At 40.6% G+C, this 20180-nt stretch carries 19 protein-coding genes; 12 read left to right on the top strand and 7 right to left on the bottom strand.

Going from position 1 to position 20180, the window contains the following annotated elements:
- Positions 1-256: 256 nt before the first annotated feature.
- On the bottom strand, positions 257-640 hold the full coding sequence (locus U0033_RS16645; RefSeq protein ID WP_072359647.1) for a hypothetical protein: 384 nt from the start codon (positions 638-640) through the stop codon (positions 257-259).
- On the bottom strand, positions 637-1815 hold the full coding sequence (locus U0033_RS16640) for an FAD-dependent monooxygenase (RefSeq protein ID WP_143150686.1): 1179 nt from the start codon (positions 1813-1815) through the stop codon (positions 637-639). The genes U0033_RS16645 and U0033_RS16640 overlap by 4 nt, the downstream gene beginning before the upstream one ends.
- Positions 1816-1905: 90 nt before the next feature.
- Between U0033_RS16640 and U0033_RS16635 the strand changes: the two genes are divergently transcribed.
- Positions 1906-2868, top strand: coding sequence for a helix-turn-helix transcriptional regulator (locus tag U0033_RS16635; protein WP_072359645.1), 963 nt, complete (start codon positions 1906-1908; stop codon positions 2866-2868).
- 90 nt (positions 2869-2958) lie between these two features.
- Here the strand turns inward: U0033_RS16635 and U0033_RS16630 are convergent, their stop codons facing one another.
- On the bottom strand, positions 2959-3345 hold the full coding sequence (locus U0033_RS16630; RefSeq protein WP_072359644.1) for a winged helix-turn-helix transcriptional regulator: 387 nt from the start codon (positions 3343-3345) through the stop codon (positions 2959-2961).
- A 125-nt stretch (positions 3346-3470) separates the two neighbouring features.
- On the opposite strand from U0033_RS16630, the gene U0033_RS16625 reads away from it, so the two are divergent.
- Together U0033_RS16625 and U0033_RS16620 are read left to right on the top strand one after the other, a co-directional pair.
- The gene (locus U0033_RS16625; protein ID WP_072359643.1) at positions 3471-4265 is read left to right on the top strand and encodes an SDR family oxidoreductase; all 795 of its coding nucleotides are present in this window, start codon (positions 3471-3473) and stop codon (positions 4263-4265) included.
- A gap of 19 nt (positions 4266-4284) precedes the next feature.
- On the top strand, positions 4285-4608 hold the full coding sequence (locus tag U0033_RS16620; RefSeq protein ID WP_072359688.1) for a nuclear transport factor 2 family protein: 324 nt from the start codon (positions 4285-4287) through the stop codon (positions 4606-4608).
- 221 nt (positions 4609-4829) lie between these two features.
- On the opposite strand, the gene U0033_RS16615 is transcribed toward U0033_RS16620, so the two are convergent.
- Positions 4830-6269 (bottom strand): TonB-dependent receptor, encoded by a 1440-nt coding sequence (locus U0033_RS16615; RefSeq protein ID WP_072359642.1) that lies wholly within the window; start codon positions 6267-6269, stop codon positions 4830-4832.
- Between the two features lie 208 nt (positions 6270-6477).
- Here U0033_RS16615 and U0033_RS16610 point away from each other — a divergent pair, with 208 nt between their 5' ends.
- Positions 6478-6672, top strand: coding sequence for a hypothetical protein (locus U0033_RS16610; RefSeq protein ID WP_143150685.1), 195 nt, complete (start codon positions 6478-6480; stop codon positions 6670-6672).
- Positions 6673-7535: 863 nt separating this feature from the next.
- Here the strand turns inward: U0033_RS16610 and U0033_RS16605 are convergent.
- Positions 7536-10658, bottom strand: a complete 3123-nt coding sequence (locus U0033_RS16605) for a trypsin-like peptidase domain-containing protein (protein WP_143150684.1) — start codon at positions 10656-10658, stop codon at positions 7536-7538.
- A 641-nt stretch (positions 10659-11299) separates the two neighbouring features.
- Here U0033_RS16605 and U0033_RS16600 point away from each other — a divergent pair.
- Positions 11300-12028 carry a LuxR C-terminal-related transcriptional regulator gene (locus tag U0033_RS16600; protein WP_072359637.1) on the top strand — a complete coding sequence of 243 codons (729 nt, stop codon included), beginning with the start codon at positions 11300-11302 and terminating at the stop codon, positions 12026-12028.
- A gap of 82 nt (positions 12029-12110) precedes the next feature.
- On the opposite strand, the gene U0033_RS16595 is transcribed toward U0033_RS16600, so the two are convergent.
- Positions 12111-13124 (bottom strand): P-loop NTPase family protein, encoded by a 1014-nt coding sequence (locus U0033_RS16595; RefSeq protein WP_072359636.1) that lies wholly within the window; start codon positions 13122-13124, stop codon positions 12111-12113.
- Between the two features lie 350 nt (positions 13125-13474).
- Positions 13475-13951, bottom strand: a complete 477-nt coding sequence (locus U0033_RS16590; RefSeq protein WP_072359634.1) for a hypothetical protein — start codon at positions 13949-13951, stop codon at positions 13475-13477.
- Positions 13952-14388: 437 nt separating this feature from the next.
- Between U0033_RS16590 and U0033_RS16585 the strand changes: the two genes are divergently transcribed.
- From U0033_RS16585 to U0033_RS16555, 7 genes are all read left to right on the top strand, one after another.
- A complete protein-coding gene (locus U0033_RS16585; RefSeq protein WP_072359632.1) occupies positions 14389-15618 on the top strand; it encodes a PepSY-associated TM helix domain-containing protein in 1230 nt (409 codons plus the stop codon).
- A gap of 123 nt (positions 15619-15741) precedes the next feature.
- Entirely contained in the window at positions 15742-17370 is a 1629-nt protein-coding gene (locus tag U0033_RS16580) for a M28 family metallopeptidase (RefSeq protein ID WP_072359630.1), read from the top strand.
- Between the two features lie 184 nt (positions 17371-17554).
- Positions 17555-17791, top strand: coding sequence for a DUF7683 domain-containing protein (locus U0033_RS16575; RefSeq protein ID WP_072359628.1), 237 nt, complete (start codon positions 17555-17557; stop codon positions 17789-17791).
- 59 nt (positions 17792-17850) lie between these two features.
- A complete protein-coding gene (locus U0033_RS16570) occupies positions 17851-18105 on the top strand; it encodes a hypothetical protein (protein WP_072359626.1) in 255 nt (84 codons plus the stop codon).
- 44 nt (positions 18106-18149) lie between these two features.
- Positions 18150-18635, top strand: coding sequence for a hypothetical protein (locus U0033_RS16565; RefSeq protein ID WP_143150683.1), 486 nt, complete (start codon positions 18150-18152; stop codon positions 18633-18635).
- Between the two features lie 64 nt (positions 18636-18699).
- Positions 18700-19320 carry a hypothetical protein gene (locus tag U0033_RS16560; RefSeq protein WP_143150682.1) on the top strand — a complete coding sequence of 207 codons (621 nt, stop codon included), beginning with the start codon at positions 18700-18702 and terminating at the stop codon, positions 19318-19320.
- A 315-nt stretch (positions 19321-19635) separates the two neighbouring features.
- Positions 19636-20088, top strand: a complete 453-nt coding sequence (locus tag U0033_RS16555) for a hypothetical protein (protein WP_072359618.1) — start codon at positions 19636-19638, stop codon at positions 20086-20088.
- The last annotated feature ends 92 nt before the right edge of the window (positions 20089-20180 follow it).

Here is a 20180-nt window from a genome sequence, read left to right as displayed (position 1 = left end):
CAACCCTTAAGAAATTGAATCAAAATCCAGAACAACTTGCTAGAGACAAGATTGACCTTGAACTATTTAGAAGTGGGTTGTAGTCCAGCATAAATCCCAGTTAAACTTAAGTGTAGGTATAGGTGTAGCAATCCGAAAATACCAGACTGATATTGGACCCGCAGATTAGGTGCTTTTCAATAATTGCAGCGCCATTTTTAATTACTTTATCAGCGTGAATTGCTAAACTTACGTTCGCCATAATGAATATTTAAACCTATTTTTTCATAGTATAAGTAATTTTATACCCCAAAAACACAGCTGGAAATACAGCCAAAATCAGTAGTAACCAAAACAAAATCGGGTGTATTACCGACAACCAAAGCCAGCCTACTACCAGGCTGATTAAACCGCCAACCATCTGGTTTTCCCTGATGCTGCCACCAATTCTTGTGGTGATCATACCACCTATAACACAACTCGCCAATACGCATAAAAGTTTGATCGCAAACTGAATTGTGCTTGTTTCGGTAAGATTGGGATTGGTAAAAATTTCCAAAGATGAAGGGAAGATAATCCCTTGCATCTTTGCTAAGATGGAACTTAACAACCCTATCGTTCCAAATCCGATCAGTACCGAAATAATTTTCCTAAAATTCATCGTTCACTTATTTTAAAATTCAATTGATCTTCCGTCAATACGATGGGAGCTGTCATTATTTTTTGCATGTCCACATCCGATGCGGCCCGGAAAGAAAGCACAAACCGGTTTAATTTTTCCTGGCTGTCAGGGATAAAAGAAGCCGCATTATTTTTAGCATTTCCCTGGAATTTGCGTATCAAAGGTTGCATCATTGTATTATAATTGCTACAGGCTGTTTTTAAATCATTTGGTTGCTCCTTGATAAAATGTGCCAATGCCTTTGCCCCGTAAATAGATAAAGAAGCCCCCATGCCCGATAGTGCCGTTGGGCAGTATCCCGCATCTCCCAACAAAACAACATTTCCGTTCACCAAATTGGGCGAATTTACCATGCCCATTTTATCGATGAACATTATTCCGTTTTCTACAAAACGATGCAATAGGTGTTGAATTTCATTGTTGTAACTGTTGAATGATGATGTCAACAGTTCATTTGCTTTGTGCTGGATGGAAGTTAAATTTCCGCTATCGTGGATGTAACACTGAATAGCTATTTCATCCTGTGCAATGGGATAGATAGACAACATTCTGTTCACATCGATATAAACATTGAATTTACCGACTTCGTAAGCATGCGGTCCTTTCAGACGTCCTCCCATATAGAGTACATTAAAATCCTCCAATACACTTTCAGGAAAATAACTTTGTCTGGTTGTAGATCGCAAGCCCTCCGAAACGATTAACAGGTCTGCTTCCAGTTCCTCGCCGTTCTGGAGCGTGATTTTGACTTCGTTGTCGCTTTGTGCTAATTTTCCAATGCCAGCCGAGAGGCGAATAGCTATACTATCTTTTAGATCATTATATAAAACGTGATGCAGGCCGCCTCTGGTGATCAATACAGAACGTTCAATATCCTGGTTCATTTTTTCGTAACTGATACCTTGTATGATTTCGTCATTCGATTCTCTGAAATTCACAAACTCTGAAGGTGATGATGCTTCGCGAAGTTGATCCGTCAGGCCCAGTTCGTCCATAATGGAGATCCCAAAACTTTTAAGTGAGATCAGAAATCCCGATTTACTGAAGGACGATGCTCTTTCCAAAACGGTCACATGATGTCCTTGTTGAGTCAGAAATTTTGCGACAGTTAGTCCGGCTATCCCACCTCCTGAAATGATGATCTTTTGTTTCATTGTTTTTATCTTTTTGTGTACCAGTACAAATTTATCGCTAGATTTATAGATAAAATAGCTCCTTTTAAATAAAAAATAGTCCAAAAAAATATGAGCAGTAAAAAACAAGAGATGCTGCGAATTGCAGAAAAACTAGGCGTCTCCATAGATGCTGTTGAAGGAGAAATCAAACATTTGCGCTTAAATCAATTAAAAATTGTGGACCTGTTACCCGAGATGCTGATTATGGTTCGTTCTTTAATTTCCAGCGAGACATTTTCGTATAGAAGAAACCAGATTGGCGTGATGAATAAAGGAGTGCTCATTTCATTTCAAAATATTTTAGATAAAACAGAAAAAGGAGAAACTTTTGCAGCAAGGAATATGAATAACCGGCCACATGTACGGATTACACCATCGCATGTAGAAAGTGAAATATTATTTCCGAAAGGTATGCACGTACAGCAGATCACTATTTTAGTCGAACTGGAATATCTGAAACGCTTTGTCGGAATCGACCGGAATAAACTGTATTATCTTTTTAATACCGATAAAACTTTCTGGATAGAAGAATTCATGTCTCCTGAAATGGTTATTTTAGTCAGTCAACTTGCTAACCTTTCATTAGAGAATGTTTTATCGGAAGCCTTTTATCGATTAAAAGCGCTTGAACTGATGTATATGCTTTTCAGCAATTTATTAAACAGAGAAAATACGGAACATGCTAATCTCAGTAAAGCTGAAATCAATGCCGTTTATTTGGTGCGAAATGCCATAGCATATTCATTGGATAAGTCTCCTTCAAAAGATGAGCTGGTAAAACTAAGCGGTATGACCGAACTGAAGCTCCGAAAAATATTCACCCAGGTTTTTGGTAGAGGAATTTATGAATATTACAATCATTTGAGAATGCAGGAAGCGGCGAAACTTTTAAAGCAGTATAACCTTTCTGTTTCCGAAGTTGGCTACAAATTAGGATTTAGTAATTTAAGTTATTTTGGAAGATTATTTGAAAAACACTTTGGCTTGAAACCCAAAAAATGGCAGAATGAATATGAAACGAAGTATAAGTAATTCTCAACAAATAATTAAAGTCTATGGACAATCACAAATAATACTTTAAAACTTCGGGGGAATTTGCGCCGCCAGGATTAAAGCATTTCTTTAAACAACATTTCCCACCTCTTCTGATGCCCCTGCATTGTGCTGCAAAATGACCCTGCGTAGCCGCTCTTCATGTTCGTCGCCCCAAAGACCAATGGATTGAATCAAGGGAATGAGTGTTTTGCCAAATTCCGTAAGACTGTATTCTACCTTTGGAGGTAAAACCGGAAAGATCTTTTTAGTCACCAATTCATGATCTTCAAGTTCCTTCAGTTGCACATTCAACACCCGTCTGCTTACATCCGGAATTTTCCGCTGCAATTCACCTGGCCGTAAGTTGCCCATATGGATGAACCAAAGAATACGGATCTTCCATTTTCCATACAATACTTCACCAACCAGGTCAAGTCCACAATTGAGCGTCGGAGTAGTCTTTTTAATGTACATAACTACAAATATACAACACACCCGATGAACGGTCAATACGGATAAATTTTTCCGTATCTGATTCGTAAGCCCGTAATTGTTTGCATCCCGCATACTATCGAGATTTGTACTACAAACAAAAACACATGGAACAGCAATTCAACTACAGCAACGAATTATCCGGTAAAATAGCCTTAGTAACAGGTGGAACCAGGGGTGCCGGTAGAGCCATCGCAGAACGCTTAAAGGCCGCTGGTCCAACAGTAGTCATTACCGCGAGGAACAAACCCGAACAGTCAGATGCTAACCTTTATTTTGTTCCTGCTGACCTGAGCAAGGCAGAAGAGGTGCAAAAAGTAATCAGCGAAGTGCTGTCAACCTATGGCAGGCTGGATATCCTGGTAAACAATCTTGGTGGTTCATCAACACCCGCCGGTGGTTTTTCAGCATTGAATGATGAGGATTGGATATCAACCCTACAAGCAAATTTACTTGCTCCTGTCAGGCTTGACAGGGGATTTTTACCGCAAATGATTGATCGGAAAAATGGTGTAATTATTCACATCGCTTCCATCCAGGGCAAATTGCCGTTATACGATTCTACCTTGCCATACGCCGCTTCAAAGGCAGGATTAATCAATTACAGTAAAAGCTTATCAAATGAAGTGACGCCTAAAGGTGTGCGTGTGCTTACTGTTTCGCCGGGATGGATAAATACAACAGCATCTATAGACTGGTTGGGCGAGATTGCAAGAAATGCAAATAGTACTGTAGAAGAAGCGCAGCAAAGTGTCATGGATGCATTGGGTGGAATACCTTATGGCAGGCCCGCCGAACCGGAAGAAGTCGCAGAATTGGTTGGCTTTTTAGTTTCACCAAGAGCTAAATACTTAACAGGAACAAATTTCGTCATTGACGGAGGAACAATACCAACAATCTAAAAACTTAAAATTCATCATCATGGAATTACCAAAAGTAGTAGGACGTTTTATAGAGACACAAAACAATTATGATAGCAAGGCTTATACCGACTGCTTCACTGTAACGGCCGTTGTGCATGACGAAGGCAGGATTCATAATGGTAAGGAAGAAATTCGCCAATGGATCGAACATTCAAATGAGACTTATCAATCTTCAATGGAGCCTCTAAATTATGAGCAGTCCGGATCAAACGGAGTGCTGACAGCAAAAGTGTCCGGCACTTTCCCAGGAAGTCCAATAGTATTAAAGTTCCATTTGGAATTTAGGAACGAATTCATAGAATCTTTAAAGGTCACCGGGTAAATTGAGATATCATCAGGTTGCGCTTATTAGGATTATGGAAACCGCCAGTTAATACGGCGGTTTTCTAATTACTTGAATTACGAAAACTCATTTTGAGGGTATTTATGGATAATTTTATGGGTATGATAAATTCCTCTTCATTGACCATATCTCCTGAAATAGCTGAATAGATGAGTTCAAAAGAGCATGGCGAGCTGTAGGACAACTTGCAACTTCCTGAATTATCCCTTCCATGTGTACGATAATTGTAAAAGCCGATCTCTTGATAATGGCGTTGTGTAACTAAGACGTAATCGGATATTACTATTGATCGTATTGTTCCTGGTTAATCGATCATAACTACCTATAGAATCCAGGAGCAACAAATGATCCTGGGTTTGAAAGGTATTATTACCCGTGCTTGAATTACGTTCAACTGAGAAATCAGTACTGAATGTGCGGCCTCGTTTTTTGAAACGTTTTCTATAAAGCCCCTGAATGTTGATATTAGGTGCGGACTGTCTGCTGGTATTGAATGCCTGTCCTGAAATAGAAGTGTCTTTATTTTTATTGAGAGACTCGTATTGATTGTTTTGGATATTGTCGGTTTTACTAAAAGACAATTCAGGCAAAATAAGGATAGATTGTGATTCATCTATTTTATAATTCAGTCGTGAATGGAGTGAATGATTAACGCTGTGGCTGCTGGTATTATTCTGTTGGTTATAATACCAGGTGGTGTCAGGAAAAAAGGTCTGCCTGAAATTTGTAATATTATTTTGAGAATGGTTATCCACAGCATCATAACTTACATCCAGTCTTATTTTCTTTTTGTCCTCCATGTTATAATTGATCGCCCCGGACCAGCTATTCGCCATCCCATTCCCAGGTTGGTTGCCGGCATGGGTATTTCCCGGGTTGAAATTACGGTCGTTTAAGTTATTGCCATTGGCAACAGCAGATAGGCGATCCTGTTCATTAAAGCTGTTAACATTGCCACTAATGGCGTAGCGGTCATCCGTACCGTAACCTGCAGAGGTGGTAGCGGTAGTACCACGACGACGGTTCTTTTTAAGCGTGATATTGATGATCTTTTCGTGGCTGCCATCATCAAAACCGGTAAACTGTGCCAGCTCAGACTTACCATCGATCAATTGAATTTTATCAATGATTTCAGCGGGTAAGTTTTGGGTAGTGAGGAAGGTATTATTACCAAAAAAAGGTTTTCCATCTACGAGGATCCTCTTCACAGTTTCTCCCTGAGCGGTAATTTTACCATTCGCATCTATAGAAACACCGGGAACATGCTTTAGCAGCTCTTCAACGACGGCGTTAGGCCTTGTTTTTACTGAATTAGCATTAAATTCTAATGTGTCTTTTTTAATGGTAATGGGCGGGATGGATTGTTTGATCTCGAAAGTATTGAGTGTGATGGTTTTATTCTTAATGAAGATTTTACCTGCATTGATAGCAGATTGCGATATCTGGATAGGGGCATGATAAGCCTGGTACCCTGTAATGGATACATATAGCTGATAATTCCCCGAAGGAATATTCATAAAATTGAATACCCCCTGCTGATCGGAAAATGAAGTTGCGACCGCCTTATTGTCTTTTAAGATATATACAGTAGCATCCTGCACTGGTTTCCCAGTGGTAGAATCAGCTACTATACCATTCAAGGTTTGTTTTTGGGCTAGGGACAATAAGGGAGAAAGTAGCAAACATAAAATTAGCTGAAAGATCCTTTTGGGGATTTTCATAATAATTGAGACCTGTTTATTTCGTGGTTAATTGCAGTGAGGGGAGAGCTGTAACATAAAAGGATGATATTTTTTAATAGTTAGGAGATCGTTACATTTGATACTCAAACAATTAAAACTAAATTTCATGCCCTCAAAAACTGTATTTATAGACCAGGACGATAACGAGATGGAATGGTATATAACTGGTACCGGATTGTTGCATATGGAAGTCAGTTCGGAGATTGATATTCCAGGTCATGCGTATATGACGATGGATAAAATGGATGTTCAGAAATTGATAAAGATGTTGACGGCCATAGAGAAGGAGATGAAGGATTGAGATGGTTATTAAAAAAGGAAACAGCAACAGATGATGTTGCTGTTCCTTTTTTACGTTGAGCATCTAAGTGAGGGTACTGATATACTAAGGGTACTATAATAATTCGTTTGGGGTTATTTTGTTATTGTGATACAAATGTAATAGGGAATATTGATTGTTTTAATTATTTAACTGTAGGTTAACGAGGTGAGAGAAGTGGGGATAGTAGGGAAAATAGAAAAGTTGATATTGATAATTTTATTTTGATAATGGGAGTTTATTTATTGGTTGTGGTATCCAAGTAGGGCTTGAGTTGCAAGATTTTTTAATTCTGTTAGCCCTTATTGTATCTGGGGGTATTTCTTGACACTAGTTTAACAGATTGAATCAATCAGCACAGTTGCATTTCTCATTTCCGAAATAAACCATAAAGATCAGGAGGCCCATGCTACTCATAAATTCATCGTTTATTCAGGAAAAGAACGTTATCCTGCAGCTCACGATGTCATTGTAATGCCTTCAGTAGATATGATGAATGAATTGAAAAATTCATGAACCCCTCGCTAAAGGGTCAATTGCCGATTCCCTTGCTTTAAATAACTTAAAGCCTTAAACAAACCTCCTCCTAAAAAACGCCTCCACATACACCTGGAAATACGGCTGGAGAAAGCAGGGAAAGTGGCAAAAGGGAATTTTGGCAGGAAGTCGTATATGGAACAAAGAGCGAGGTTAATGCATGAAATGGAAACGTTTGGAAATAAGGGGATTATTTAAATTTTGTTCCTCTTGGAAACTGGGTCTTAAGGAGAGAAAGGATGCGGGAGATCAGTGCTGTGTTTTTATAGAAGGAGAGCGTGTACATAATACACGCTCTTTAACCCGGATTACACTTTCAACATCACCTTAAAATCCTGATCATCCAGGAGATCGTAATGCAGGGCTATATTTTTCTTCGCTGCTTTCTTTAATACTGCCTGGTAAAATAGATCGGACTCTTGCAACGTTAATAATATGGTTGGTTTGATCATTTCCCGAACCTTATCCTCTTCTTTGATAATATTCAAATTCAGAAGAAGGATCACTAATGAACATTGTTGCCGCACTGGTAAATTGTTAAATGCCCAATTAATCCATTTTATTTTATCTGCACGTTTGTAAATATTTTTTTCTTCTCTGCACAGGTATTTCAACGTACGATACCAGGATGATAAATCTCTTTCCAGTAGAATTGGAATCGTGGCAGATAAAGTTTGATAAGATGCGGAAGAGACAGGTAAGGTATAGAGACCCCGAATTAAACATCTGGTAAAGTGCAATTCAAAATCGGAATTGATCCTGATAAGAGCTGCCAGATGATCTGCCAGCACCTGGTTTTGTTCCTTGTTTTTTCCAAATTGAAATAGAATTGAAATACAATCCTTTCTTATCCTATAATTTCTGCCATATTTGATATACTTGACCAACATGGGCACCAGTACTTCAAAGATGCCTTCCTGCGTGACGTATGCCCGTAACTTTTCTGTCAATAATTCAGGCATTTTACTCTCTTTAAATATGAGTAGGATGTCACTAATCATTTCTTTCCGGTATTCGGGAACTCTGAGCAGCAACATGGTATATTTGATTTTTTCTTGATCAAGAGGTAAGCCACGGTAAACGTTTAGTACTGCAGTTGGTAAAACATTCAAATAAAAATCTGTACCGTTCTTTATCCCTTCTGAATGATCATCCTTTAGCAAATAATCTGTCAATACATCCGAAAATGTCTTACTGTGTGATGCTACGATCATGGTGATCATCACTTTAATGATGGAAGCTTGAGCGGGTGTATCCTTGTTCCATGGATTAAATGAGTGATTATACCTGCTGTCATATTGATAGATGATGATACCTGCTATAATATTAATCACCGAAATTTTATTCTGGTCCTTGCAATCGTATAGCCAATCCATTATTCGTGGCATGGTTGTATCCGGTTCTGCAAGGAGGTATCTCTCCAGGATTTGTTTGGTAGCGATTAAAGTACCTAGTTGCAGGAAATAGTCATTTTTCTCATAGTAATTAGGATGGAGAAACAACATAATATTAGATGAAGGCAATTCTTCATTAGATAAAGCCTTTTTTAATAGTTTAAATTGATTGGAAGTGGATAAATGGGAATTGTAGACCATTAGCCCGGTAATATCGGTGGAACCGAATGTTTGTTGATGCTGGATGATGAAAGATTCAATGATTGAATAGTATTGATCAGGTAGAGATAAATGTCTCACCGTATTTTCGAATATTTTGGTGGCTCGGGATTGATGGCTGTCTTTTTTCAAAATAAATGTGAGCAGGTTTTGCAGGGGAACTGCCATGTTCTGTCCTAAGAAAGATTTTTTGGCCAGCAGCCAGGGGAGGCCTTTTCGTTGTGTGGAATTACTAATGGGTATTAGTTGTTCCCAGTCAATGTCTTCATCCGGGTGGAATGTTTCACCGATGAGGAAATCGGCCAGCCAGTTATGAGCAATTCTGACGCCATTCACCGATTCAATGAAGAGGTTCTCCTGGATGAGAATGGAGGTTAATTGTGGATGATCTTTGAGGATGTCCTGGTAGGTGTCATTAGTGAGCCAGTAATCATTGCTTGTTGCGAAGTGTTTTGCAAATTCAATAAATAATGAATGGACGACCTGTGAGGGTACATTGATAAGTGCTGCGAGAGCCGTACACTTTCTTGCCAGGTAGGTGGCGAACAAAGGATAATCATCTAGTGGTGCCGATCGTTCCTGGCCACCAATCTCAAAAAGGAGTCGCAGTAATAGTGGACGATTGAGCCTGGAGATCTTACTGAATTTTGTGGGTAGATTATAATTGTTGGCGGCTTTACTTATTCTCCCACAGGTGAAGCCGTCCAGGCGGCCACTATTTTGAAAGGTAGGTAATGCTGTGCTTGTTATAATTAATTTTAGGCCCATGCCTTTTGCCCAGCGGATAGATCTTGTAAACCATTCATCGAATGTTTTAGAAGAGATGCGGGGCATTTTATTTAACCCGTCGATAATGATCAGGCATCTTTTCGGATGTTGATATATCAGGTTCATTAGATCATCGGCAGTGATATTATCGTGGGGATACTCGGCGAGTGTTTTAGCTAAAACGTTTTTTATTTTTCCTGGTAAGCTTGCTGGTAGTGGTTCAAAATCATGAGCAGAGATAAATATTGTAAAGAAAAACCGTGCATAGTAAGGAAACTCACAAAGCAGGCAGTTTGTTTTGCCGCTGCCGCTTTCTCCGACGAGGGATATAATCGAATTATTATCTTCTATGAATTCTTTGAGTTTAATTCCGTACCTGGGTTCAGGGGTGTAATTATATGGTAGCAAGAATTTTTGTTCGAGCTGCTGGCGGAAAGCACGTTGTAGTTGTGCATTGCATACGGTTTTTAATTCGCTGAATTCAGGATTGAATTTTCCAGGACAGTATTTATCTGAGAGATATTGAAAGAATAGTTCCAGGTTGGCAGATTTTTTAGCTAGCCGGAAAATGGCCAGGTTAGGTAAGTTGCGATAGTTGGCAACGGATAAAAAACCGACGGCCATGGTTGTGCCGGTATATGTGATGGGTAGGCCGTGAGATGATGGTGGATGAGTGGGGGTAGTGACGTTATGGTATAGAATGTCTTCGAATTCAAAGCTTGAATTGTTCACCTTGATAACAGTCATTTCCTGGTCTACCACTTTGGGTTGAGGTAGTTGTAAGAAGGTTGGAGACTGCATTGGAATTTGAAGAACAGCAATATCAGAGTACTGCACGCCCCATAGGGTATGGTATTCATCTATTGTGGCTATATGTTCATTTCCATCGTGGTCTCTGATGCGAATGCTGGTAAGTGCAGCGATAATATGATAACAGGTAAGGGCAGTTCCATGCGGGTCGACGAAGAAACCGTAACCAATGATTTCATTTTCGGCGTTGAGGATGGAAAAAACGGATTTTTCAACGTGGGCAACGTTTGGGTTCGACATAGGTTGTGGGTTAGTGGGTTTAGGGATCGGGTTATTTCGAGTATTAAATGGCGTATGAATTCAAATTAAGATTTTTTATTGAATAATGGAAATTTTGGTTGAATGATGGTGGCGATGTCTTTTTACATAGGGATTTGGTTCTATGTAGCGGGAAAATCGCCTGTGGTTTTATTTGTGAGATGAATAGGAAATTGGGGGTATAGGGGTGGGTTTTCAGGGAGGGGGAAACTTTAGAGAGGGGGTTTTGGGGTTATTAGTTTGGGGTATGGATGAATGTATGTTCAGGGCTTGTAGATTCGGGGTAATGGATGAATATTTCTTAGATTTTTGGGGCTCAAATTTTTCGATTTCGCATTCTTTTATTTTTTCAGGGCTTAACTTTTTGCCTTTATAATTGATTTTCAGATCTATTACTTTCATAAGGCTGTTAGACCAATGGTAAGGGCAAGCGAAGGTTAGTGCCTGCCCTTTACCCTGGCACTAGAAAAGTTGAAAGTACTAGTGGGGTTAATGTTTTTTGGGGTCTCTAAAGAAATGGTTGAAAGGTTCCGCAAAAATAATCCGGTTTTTATCGGGTGACAACTGCGAAATTCCGCAGTTTGGGAAGGAAATGCTTAAATTAGAGGAATTAAAAATTTGTCATGTCCAATCCCGGGGAGTTTTCCAGATCTATGATCACAGCTTTGCCTGCAGATTTGAACAGCGAACAGGCGATAAGTTTAAGACGTACTATTCAAAGGTTTCCTGAGGAAGCAATATATGTGTATTCCTTTAAGGAGAACAGGATGGTCTATGCCGATGGTTGGGAGGAAGTGTTGGGATATGATGATAGTGAGATCAATATGCTCAGTATTGTGGATATCACGACGCCGGAGTATAAGCCGTTTTCGTTTGAGTTGAATGATAAGGCCTTGATGTTTATAATGAGTCGGACAGAGGAGTTAGAGAAATATAGTTTTACGATAGAGTTAAAGAAACTGCATAAGAATGGGGTTGCGGTGCCATTGATTGTGCGGGTGGGTGTGTTTAGGTCCGAGAATGGACGGGTGACGGAGATAATCGGGAGGAACCAGGTGAGTCATCGGTTGAGGTTGGGGAAGGTGATGCAGTATGCGGCGTATGGACCTGAGAAGGCGGAGTTTGAGGAGGAGTTGAATAAGAACTTGTTTCATTATTATGCGATATCGCAGAAGGAGAAAGAAGCGCTGGCGATGTTAGCGCAAGGAAGGTCATTTAAGGAGATTGCACATGAGTTGAATGTGACGCAGTCGGCGATAGAGAAGCGGATAATTCCTTTGTATAAGCGATTTGAGGTGAAGAGTTTAACGCATTTGGTGACGTTTGCGTATGAGAATCATATATTGCCCTGAGGTGCTTGTTGTGTTTTTGAATGAAAGTTTTGATTTTTGAATTTAGATTTTGATGGGGGAAATGCTATTCCCCCTTATCCGGTTACATCTTGCCCTGCGGTAAATAAATAGCAGAGATACTTTCTTGTGTTACCCCGATATTATGCAACATCTGTTGCCATTCAGAATAGGTGGTATCATCTCCCAGAATCCAGATTACATTTTTACTTTTTAATGCATGGCGGTTTGCTTCACTGTCCATGTACCCCATAAATTGATCAGCACTTACAATGTCTTTAGGAATTGGTTGTCCTGGATTGATATCATCAATGACCAGCAAGGAGGTTGTGCGCCATGTCCAGAGGTTGGGATCTTCTTGTTGGATGTCTTCATCTGAGAGTGCGAAAAGGCTGAATAGTTTCATGGCGGTGGTATATAAACATGCTTTGTGTTTAATAGCAGATTCGGTAGCGATGCCGATGCCGAGGGCTGTTTTTCCGCTGCCTTTGCCGCCGAAGATGAAGAGGTGTTTGCCGGTAATTGTATCAGGGTGTACGCTGGCATTCAGGAAGGAATAGACCTTTTCCTTGTCAGCGTCTTTGATAGAGAGGTTCCATTGACTGAGGCGGAACTGGGTGGGTAGGCATGCCTGCTGGAGGTACATCTTGGTGGGGTACCAGTAGCAGATGGGGTAGATAAGGATGAAGGCGATGATGGTGATGTTCAGTAATGTATGCTGACCTAATAGCAGACTGGCGGCGAAGGCGCCGAGCCAGAAAAAGCAGAGGTCTGTGAAGGTGTCAAAGGCGATGTTTCCCCAGGTAGGTGGGAAGGTGTATTTTTTATGGGAGGGTACGTATACTGTTTTGGATTCGGTGTGTTTTTTTAGCAGTAGTGGGCCTAAGAAGTTGTAAGATTCGAAGAGAGTCCAGGCGATGGCTACGATCCAGGGGGCGTGTTGATGGTGGATGAGGAGGGTAGGGATGAAGCCGAGGGAGAAATGCCCGAATTGATTGGCGAGCCAGGTGTAGGTGAGGGTGACGCCGCGGTAGGAGTCTTTGCCTATGAGATCAGCTTTGAGTTGTTTGAATACGTTGATAATGGAAATGTGGTGCATAATGGGTAGGGAGTTAGAGAGCAATTTTCGGTTTGCTAGTTAGTGAATATTGGGGGAAAATATGTTAACGGGTGGTTAATGGAGGTGTTAATGATCGTGGGGCGATCATTTTGAGCCTGTTAACTAGTTAATAACGAATGGGTTTGGGGCAGGAGGGGTAGATTTGGATTTTATATACTTGGGAATATTAAGTTGCAACTGGGCGGGCTTGTTGAGGCCTGCCTTTTTTAAACATTTTCGCCTCCTTCATTACAAGTGTTACTCTCGCCAGATTATGATTTTCGTGAGATTTAATAAAAATGCAGCTGGCAAGGCAACCTGCTGCATAGAACAATTCAGCTATGATTTAACTACATAGGATGCGTAATTTTATATTCTGCATAAATTATTTTCAGTTTTGAAGAATCGATTAATTCGTTCATATTTTTAATTAAGTCCGCTATATTTTCCATATATACGGTAGAAATGTATACAGATTTCTTTTTTGCTCCGATAGAAATCGCTATAATTTTTTGATCTCCATCTTGAGCGGATTGATTAACATATTCAGATTTTAAAGTGTCAATATTAAATGAGGATATATAGTTGCAAAATTTATTCTTTTGATTCTTATCTAATATCTTTTCGAATAAAACTGAGTTTTTCCCATTTCTAAGCTTATCATTAAATGATATTCTTAATGTGTCGTTATGGATATGATAAGATTGATTATATGCCAATGACTCATTAATGTCCAATAAATCAACTGTATATGAGTTAATGCAGTTCCTTGGTGGCTGATGGCATGAAAGAAAAAATAGTAAGCCCATTAATTCAATATTCTTCATTGTTTTACGTTGGGTTATTTTTACTTGGGTAAAATTCTATCTGGTATGTTGTTAATTAATTAAAATTGTTCCAGGTGTAATGTATCTATTATTCCAGGGAAATTCTGGAGGATCTGCAGCATGTTCCCCAGGAATATGTGTGAAATGGTTTAAGTGTATATAGCCAGTCTGAAGGATTGTTAATAATTAATCCCAATCTCATTCTTTATAATAATTTTCGATTTTATAAGTTCCCCCATCTTGAATACCCACTATTTTACGATATAGCAAACAGGTTCAGTATCATTGTCCAATTTTCATGGCAGCGCCTACCCCTATTTTCCGCTTCCCGCAAATTAAATTCCCGATCCGTCTCGGTCATCCCCTCTATATTCTCCAATTTTGCTATCATGGTTAAGTATAACCATTTCTATATCAACTGATAAGGGCGAAGCAACATGAATAAAAGAAATCAGCCAACAGGAAAAAAGGGGAAATCCTGGCGGGCAAAACTCAATGCCTGGTTACATTTATGGCTTGGATTAGCATCCGGAATTGTTGTATTTATCGTAAGCGTGACAGGTTGTCTATTCTCTTTTCAGAAGGAAATTTCTGAAATGGTGCATCATGACATCATGTTTGTACAACCTCAGCAGAAAGCCAGCCTGCCTATCAGTACTTTGTTGGACAATGCACAACGCGCCCTGGGTCCAGAGAAGAAAATCAATTACATCACCACTTTCACTGACAAGGACCGTGCATGGGAGTTTATGACTTACCAGGCCGGCGACCCCAAAGCCATCACTTACTTTGGAAGTGTAAAATATTATGAAGCTGTTTTCCTGAATCCATATACCGGCCAGGTTACCGGACATCATGATTTTAAGTATGATTTTTTTGCTATTGTGAAAATGATCCACTGGAGTTTATTGCTGAATGGTGATATTGGCCAGCAGATCGTGGGATGGAGTGTGTTTGTATTTGTAATCTTGTTGATTACAGGCCTGATCCTCTGGTGGCCTAAGAAATGGACGAAGGCCACGAAAGAGCAGAGTTTTAAGATAAAATGGACCGCGAGTTTTAAACGGGTAAACTATGACCTGCACAATGTATTGGGTTTTTATGCCATGGCGGTAGCATTGGTGTTGGCCCTGACAGGAATGGTATGGTCATTTAAATGGTTCCAGAATACGGTGTATGTGGTGGCTTCCAGGAGTATTACGCCACCGGCACATAAAAATGGGGCATCTGATACAACTCTGGCAGGTACGCCGCAGAAGGGATTGGATATTGCTTTTGAAAGTGTTAAAAGAGATAATCCGGCTGCAAGGAGGATTGGATTAAGTACACCGGATACAGCAAAAGCAGCCGTGATATACATGTCAGCTTATTGGGGCAATGAGGTGTATTATGACAGGGATGATTTTCAGTTTGATAAATATACCGGGAAGATGCTGGCAAAAGTGACGAAAAAGGATAGGAATGCCGGGGAGAAACTGATCGGGATGAATTATGACATACATGTGGGATCTATAGGTGGGATCATTGGAAAAATTATTGCTTTTATTGTGAGTTTGATTTGCGCGAGTTTGCCGGTGACCGGTTTCATAGTATGGTGGGGAAAAGGGAAGAAGAAGGAGAAGAAAAAGGTGCCGAAGGCGGAGAAGGTGGAGCCTGCGGCCGTGTAGGCGGAGTGTCAGCACATAATTATCATACATCACTATTATAAAGGGTCCTGTCCGCAATAGGGCCCTTTTCTATTAAAAGTGCCTTATCTTAGTCCGCAAAAGCAAATCAAAACGTTTAGCTGCATGAAATACTTTTATCGTATCATTCCCCTAATAGGCCTCTTTGCCTGTCATGGATCTGAGCAGAAGCAGACTGCTGCAGATTCCATAGCCATTAAAAGCATTGACTCAGCAAGTATAGCCCGCGACATCACCGTATTATCCTCCGATGTATTCCAGGGCCGCAAACCCTTTACCATCGGTGAAGATAAGACGATTCAATACCTGGAACAGCGATTTAGGGAAATCGGTTTGCAACCAGGAAACGGAGATAGTTATTTCCAGGAAGTGCCGATGGTGGAACTCATTTCCAAGCCCAATGGTCCTATGGTGATCAAAGGTAAAAACGGGAGTGTGAGCCTGCCTTATCTCGATCAATATGTAATAGCCACCCGCAGGGTGAAAGAGAAAGTAAATGTGGATAACTCGGAACTGGTGTTTGCCGGTTTCGGGATCGACGCACCTGAATATAAATGGAATGACTACGAAGGCCTGGATGTAAAAGGTAAGACGGTGGTGGTAATGGTGAATGATCCTGGTTTTTATGACAGCACTTTATTCAAAGGCAGGACCATGACTTATTATGGTCGCTGGACCTATAAATTTGAGGAAGCTGCCCGTAAAGGAGCCACCGGCGTAATCATCATTCATGATATTCTGCCTGCCAGTTATAACTGGGGGGTGGTGAGAAGCGGTTGGTCTAAACCAAGACTCGATCTGCAGACGGCTGATGATAATATGTCAAGAGCCGCGATGGAGGGATGGATCACCCTTGAGTCAGCAAAGAAGATCTTTGAACTGGCAGGGGTACCATTTGATGTGACGGAGAAGGCCAAGCATCCTGGATTTAAAGCCGTGCCATTAGGAGTGACCACCAGTATGGAGATTACGAATAAGATCAGGAAGTCAACTTCTCACAATGTGATTGCACAGTTGCCAGGTACTGACAGAAAAAATGAATACATTATTTACTCTGCACACTGGGATCATTTGGGCGTAGGTGAGGTGATCAGGGGTGATTCTATTTATAACGGAGCGGCTGATAATGCCAGCGGTACGGCGGCGTTGTTAAGTCTGGCGAAGGCCTTCAGGAATCTGCCACAGCAACCGAAGCGGTCCGTTCTTTTCATCGCATTGACAGGGGAAGAGCAGGGATTGCTGGGTTCTGAGTATTATGCAACGCATCCTTTGTTTCCTGTGAAGACTACTGTGGCGGATATTAATATGGACGTGATGAATACTTTTGGTCGTACTACGGATATTACGATTATTGGGAAAGGGCAATCTGAACTGGATGATTATGCGGAGAAGGCGGCGAAGAAGCAGGGCAGGACGATTATTCCTGAGTCAAATCCTTCTGGTGGATGGTTTTTCCGCTCAGATCATTTCAATTTTGCAAAGGTGGGGATTCCTTCATTGTATCCCGGGGCAGGGGAGCATTCATTGTTGCATGATTCAATGTGGGTGCAGAATCACAGAGCGTCTTATGGGAAGGATCGGTATCATTCACCGTTTGATCAGTTTGATGATACCTGGGAATTGTCAGGTATGGTGGAGGATGTCAGGTTTTTGTTTGATGTAGGGAAGACGCTGGCGAATGAGGAGCGGTTTCCGGAATGGCGTAAGACTTCCGAGTTTAGGAGTAAACGATAGGTCGGGGGAATAGGTGATTTTTGGAAGATAATGTTTAGGACTAAATGGCAATCCTTAAGCGGGAAAGAGACTGTTTAATACCAAAAGAGCTGTTTAAAAATAAAAGATAATATCTTGCAGCCGGCTTTCACGAAAGCCGGCTGTATTAATTTTAACACTTACTTACTATCTTAATTTTGATCATATGGAAAGAACGATCGCTTATTATTTAAAAGGAACTGAGGATTTTGAAAGTGAATACCTGGTAGAACTGAGTGTCGCCGAGATCAGTAAGATCTGGGAAGCAGAAGAAGGAGATGCGGAATACCTGAATATTTACCCGGTAGGTGAAGCGCAGAAAGCTGCGGTGGAGAAATTGCTGGGAGAAAAGCTGGATCTGAATAAATATGATTATTACCTGGAGACACATCAGGAGGGCTAATCCCTTCTTTATATTACCTAACTGGCCTGATAGCAATATGGGATGAAAAATTCCATATTATGAAAACAGAGGTATCGATTGCAGGAAAGGGTTTGGAAGAGTTATATCGTTTCCTTGAAGATAAGGGAATGGAGTTAGATGTGAAGTATCACTTTAATCATTGGTTCTTATCTGCTGAAATATCGGCTGTTAAGTTGTTTGGAGAGAGGAAGGAGATCATGGCGGTTTTGCTGGATTATTATGAGCTACAGAAGGGGAAGGATGTGGAGGTGACGATTAATAATGAGGTCCTGTTTAAATGTGACCCCCTATGAAATAGCTATTGCATTGTGTATATTTGCTATATATAATAGTACCTATGGAGCAATCAACTATTTTCGAGGAATCTTTCGGAACGGAACTGCTAACGCGCCGACGTAGTCTGCTACCGCTTTTTCTTAAAGTTTATATCTGGATCGGGATTGTCCTTTCCTGCCTATTGTTTATCCTGCTCCTGATTACCTTAGGAACTTTCGCATTCCTGATCGGCAGCAATAACTATAATACCCTCGGTTATTTAAGCCTGGCTGGTACGACGGGTTTGGCCTTTATATTTTCAGGTGTTATATTTTCGAATGTAGCTACCCTTTGGTTTGAGTTGAAATGGGCCATCCGGTTTAATTGGGTGATGGGTGCGATATGGGCCTTGCTGTTATTGCTGGGGTTTTTTAGGAGAACCGCGGGTATGGGAGAATTTTTGCTGGTATGTTTGACCATTCCTTATTGGGTGATGATTTATAAAATCCAGTACCAGTGGGAAAATGAAGCGGTGTCCATGAGGGAAATGAATAAGAAAAGATCTTAAGAATTATAAATAACGATACATCACCACAATACCTAAACGAAATACCTGTTCCTATACCAATACCATGAATGCACAATTTATCTACCTGCTCGTATTTATCTTAGGAGTTGTAATGGCCATCTGGATGCAAAAACGTTTCTGTATCCTCTGCGATGCCAGCAATATAGACCCTAAGCCCTTTAGTTATGCCAGATTACAATTACTCTGGTGGACCTTTATCATCCTCGTTTCTTTTATCAGCATACTAGCCGCCACCGGCAAGATGCCTACTTTCGATACTTCTACCTTATTACTCCTGGGTATCGGTGCGCTGACGACTGCTTCTGCCCGCATTGTAGACGTGGCTGATGATAACAAATACAAAGAAGCCGTAACCGATGCTAATGAAGAGGACGTAAATGCGCTGCAGAAGAATTCCAAAGACATGAAGAGCGAAGGTTTTTGGCTGGATATTCTGTCTGACAAGACAGGGATTAGTATTCCCCGTTTTCAGGCGGTGGTATTCAACCTGTTTTTTGGCATCTGGTTTATCTGGAGAACTGTGATCAATTTGCAGGCGGCAGGTTTTGCTAGTTCTGATGAAATAATCGATAAGATCATGCCCATCATACCAATCAATAACCTCATTTTATTAGGCATCAGTGCTGGTACCTATGTAGCGCTGAAGTCGTCCGAAAATAAATAGTATACAGCCATTACCGAAAGGGCAGCTGGAATTTTTGCAATTGCTGAAGAAACAGCCCCGGTGGATCACAGGTCCTTTGCACATGCGGGGGATCAATGACCTGTTGGCCTTACCTGGTGATGGACCTGGGAGGTGCTGTAATGGCCATACAATTTTCGCTGGAGGAGGGAATTTTGAAAGGCTTGATGATGGGGATCCAGGAGTTAGCTAAGGGGGAGATGAAAAAGTGCGTATTTTATGCTTTAGAGAATAGAGCGGCGTTAGCAATAAAGAATGCTCCACATATCGCCAGATTTAAATAGCACTCAAGTAAGTATGGAACAGCATACCATTTTTGATAAAGACTTTGATGCAAAAATAAGTATACGTAGGCGTGACCTGATGCCTGGATGGTTAAAGGTGTATGTCTGGGCTGGAATGATTATAGGCATCTTTATGATGGTTGGTTTGATGGCAACTATTTGTTATTTATGGAGTACGGAAGGGGTGAATGGAAGCTGGGTCACTTATCTGACTTATGTGCTTTTTATGGTAACAGTGTTTTCATTTTTTCTGAAATACTACCTGATGTGGGTGGAGGCGAAGCAGGCGATTTTGTGGAATATTTTTATTGGTATTGTTTGGTTGATTATTACACAGTTGGTGTTGTGGTTGAATTTTATGAGTTGGGTAGTTTTTTTAGAAGTCTTAATTCCAATTCCTTACTGGATCGTGTTGTTTCGCATTAAGTATAAGTGGGAGCATGTGGCGGTAGCAGGGAAAAAATAATGGTCATGCGCGAGCAAATGATGTTAAAGCAGGAGGGAAATATCTTAATTAAGTGGTTTAAATATTTCTTTTGGAGTGGCGAATTACTGAAT

Source organism: Chitinophaga sancti, from assembly GCF_034424315.1.
GTDB lineage: Bacteria > Bacteroidota > Bacteroidia > Chitinophagales > Chitinophagaceae > Chitinophaga > Chitinophaga sancti.
Note: the sequence above shows the minus strand (reverse complement) of the source record. Positions and strands in the feature narration are given on the sequence as shown.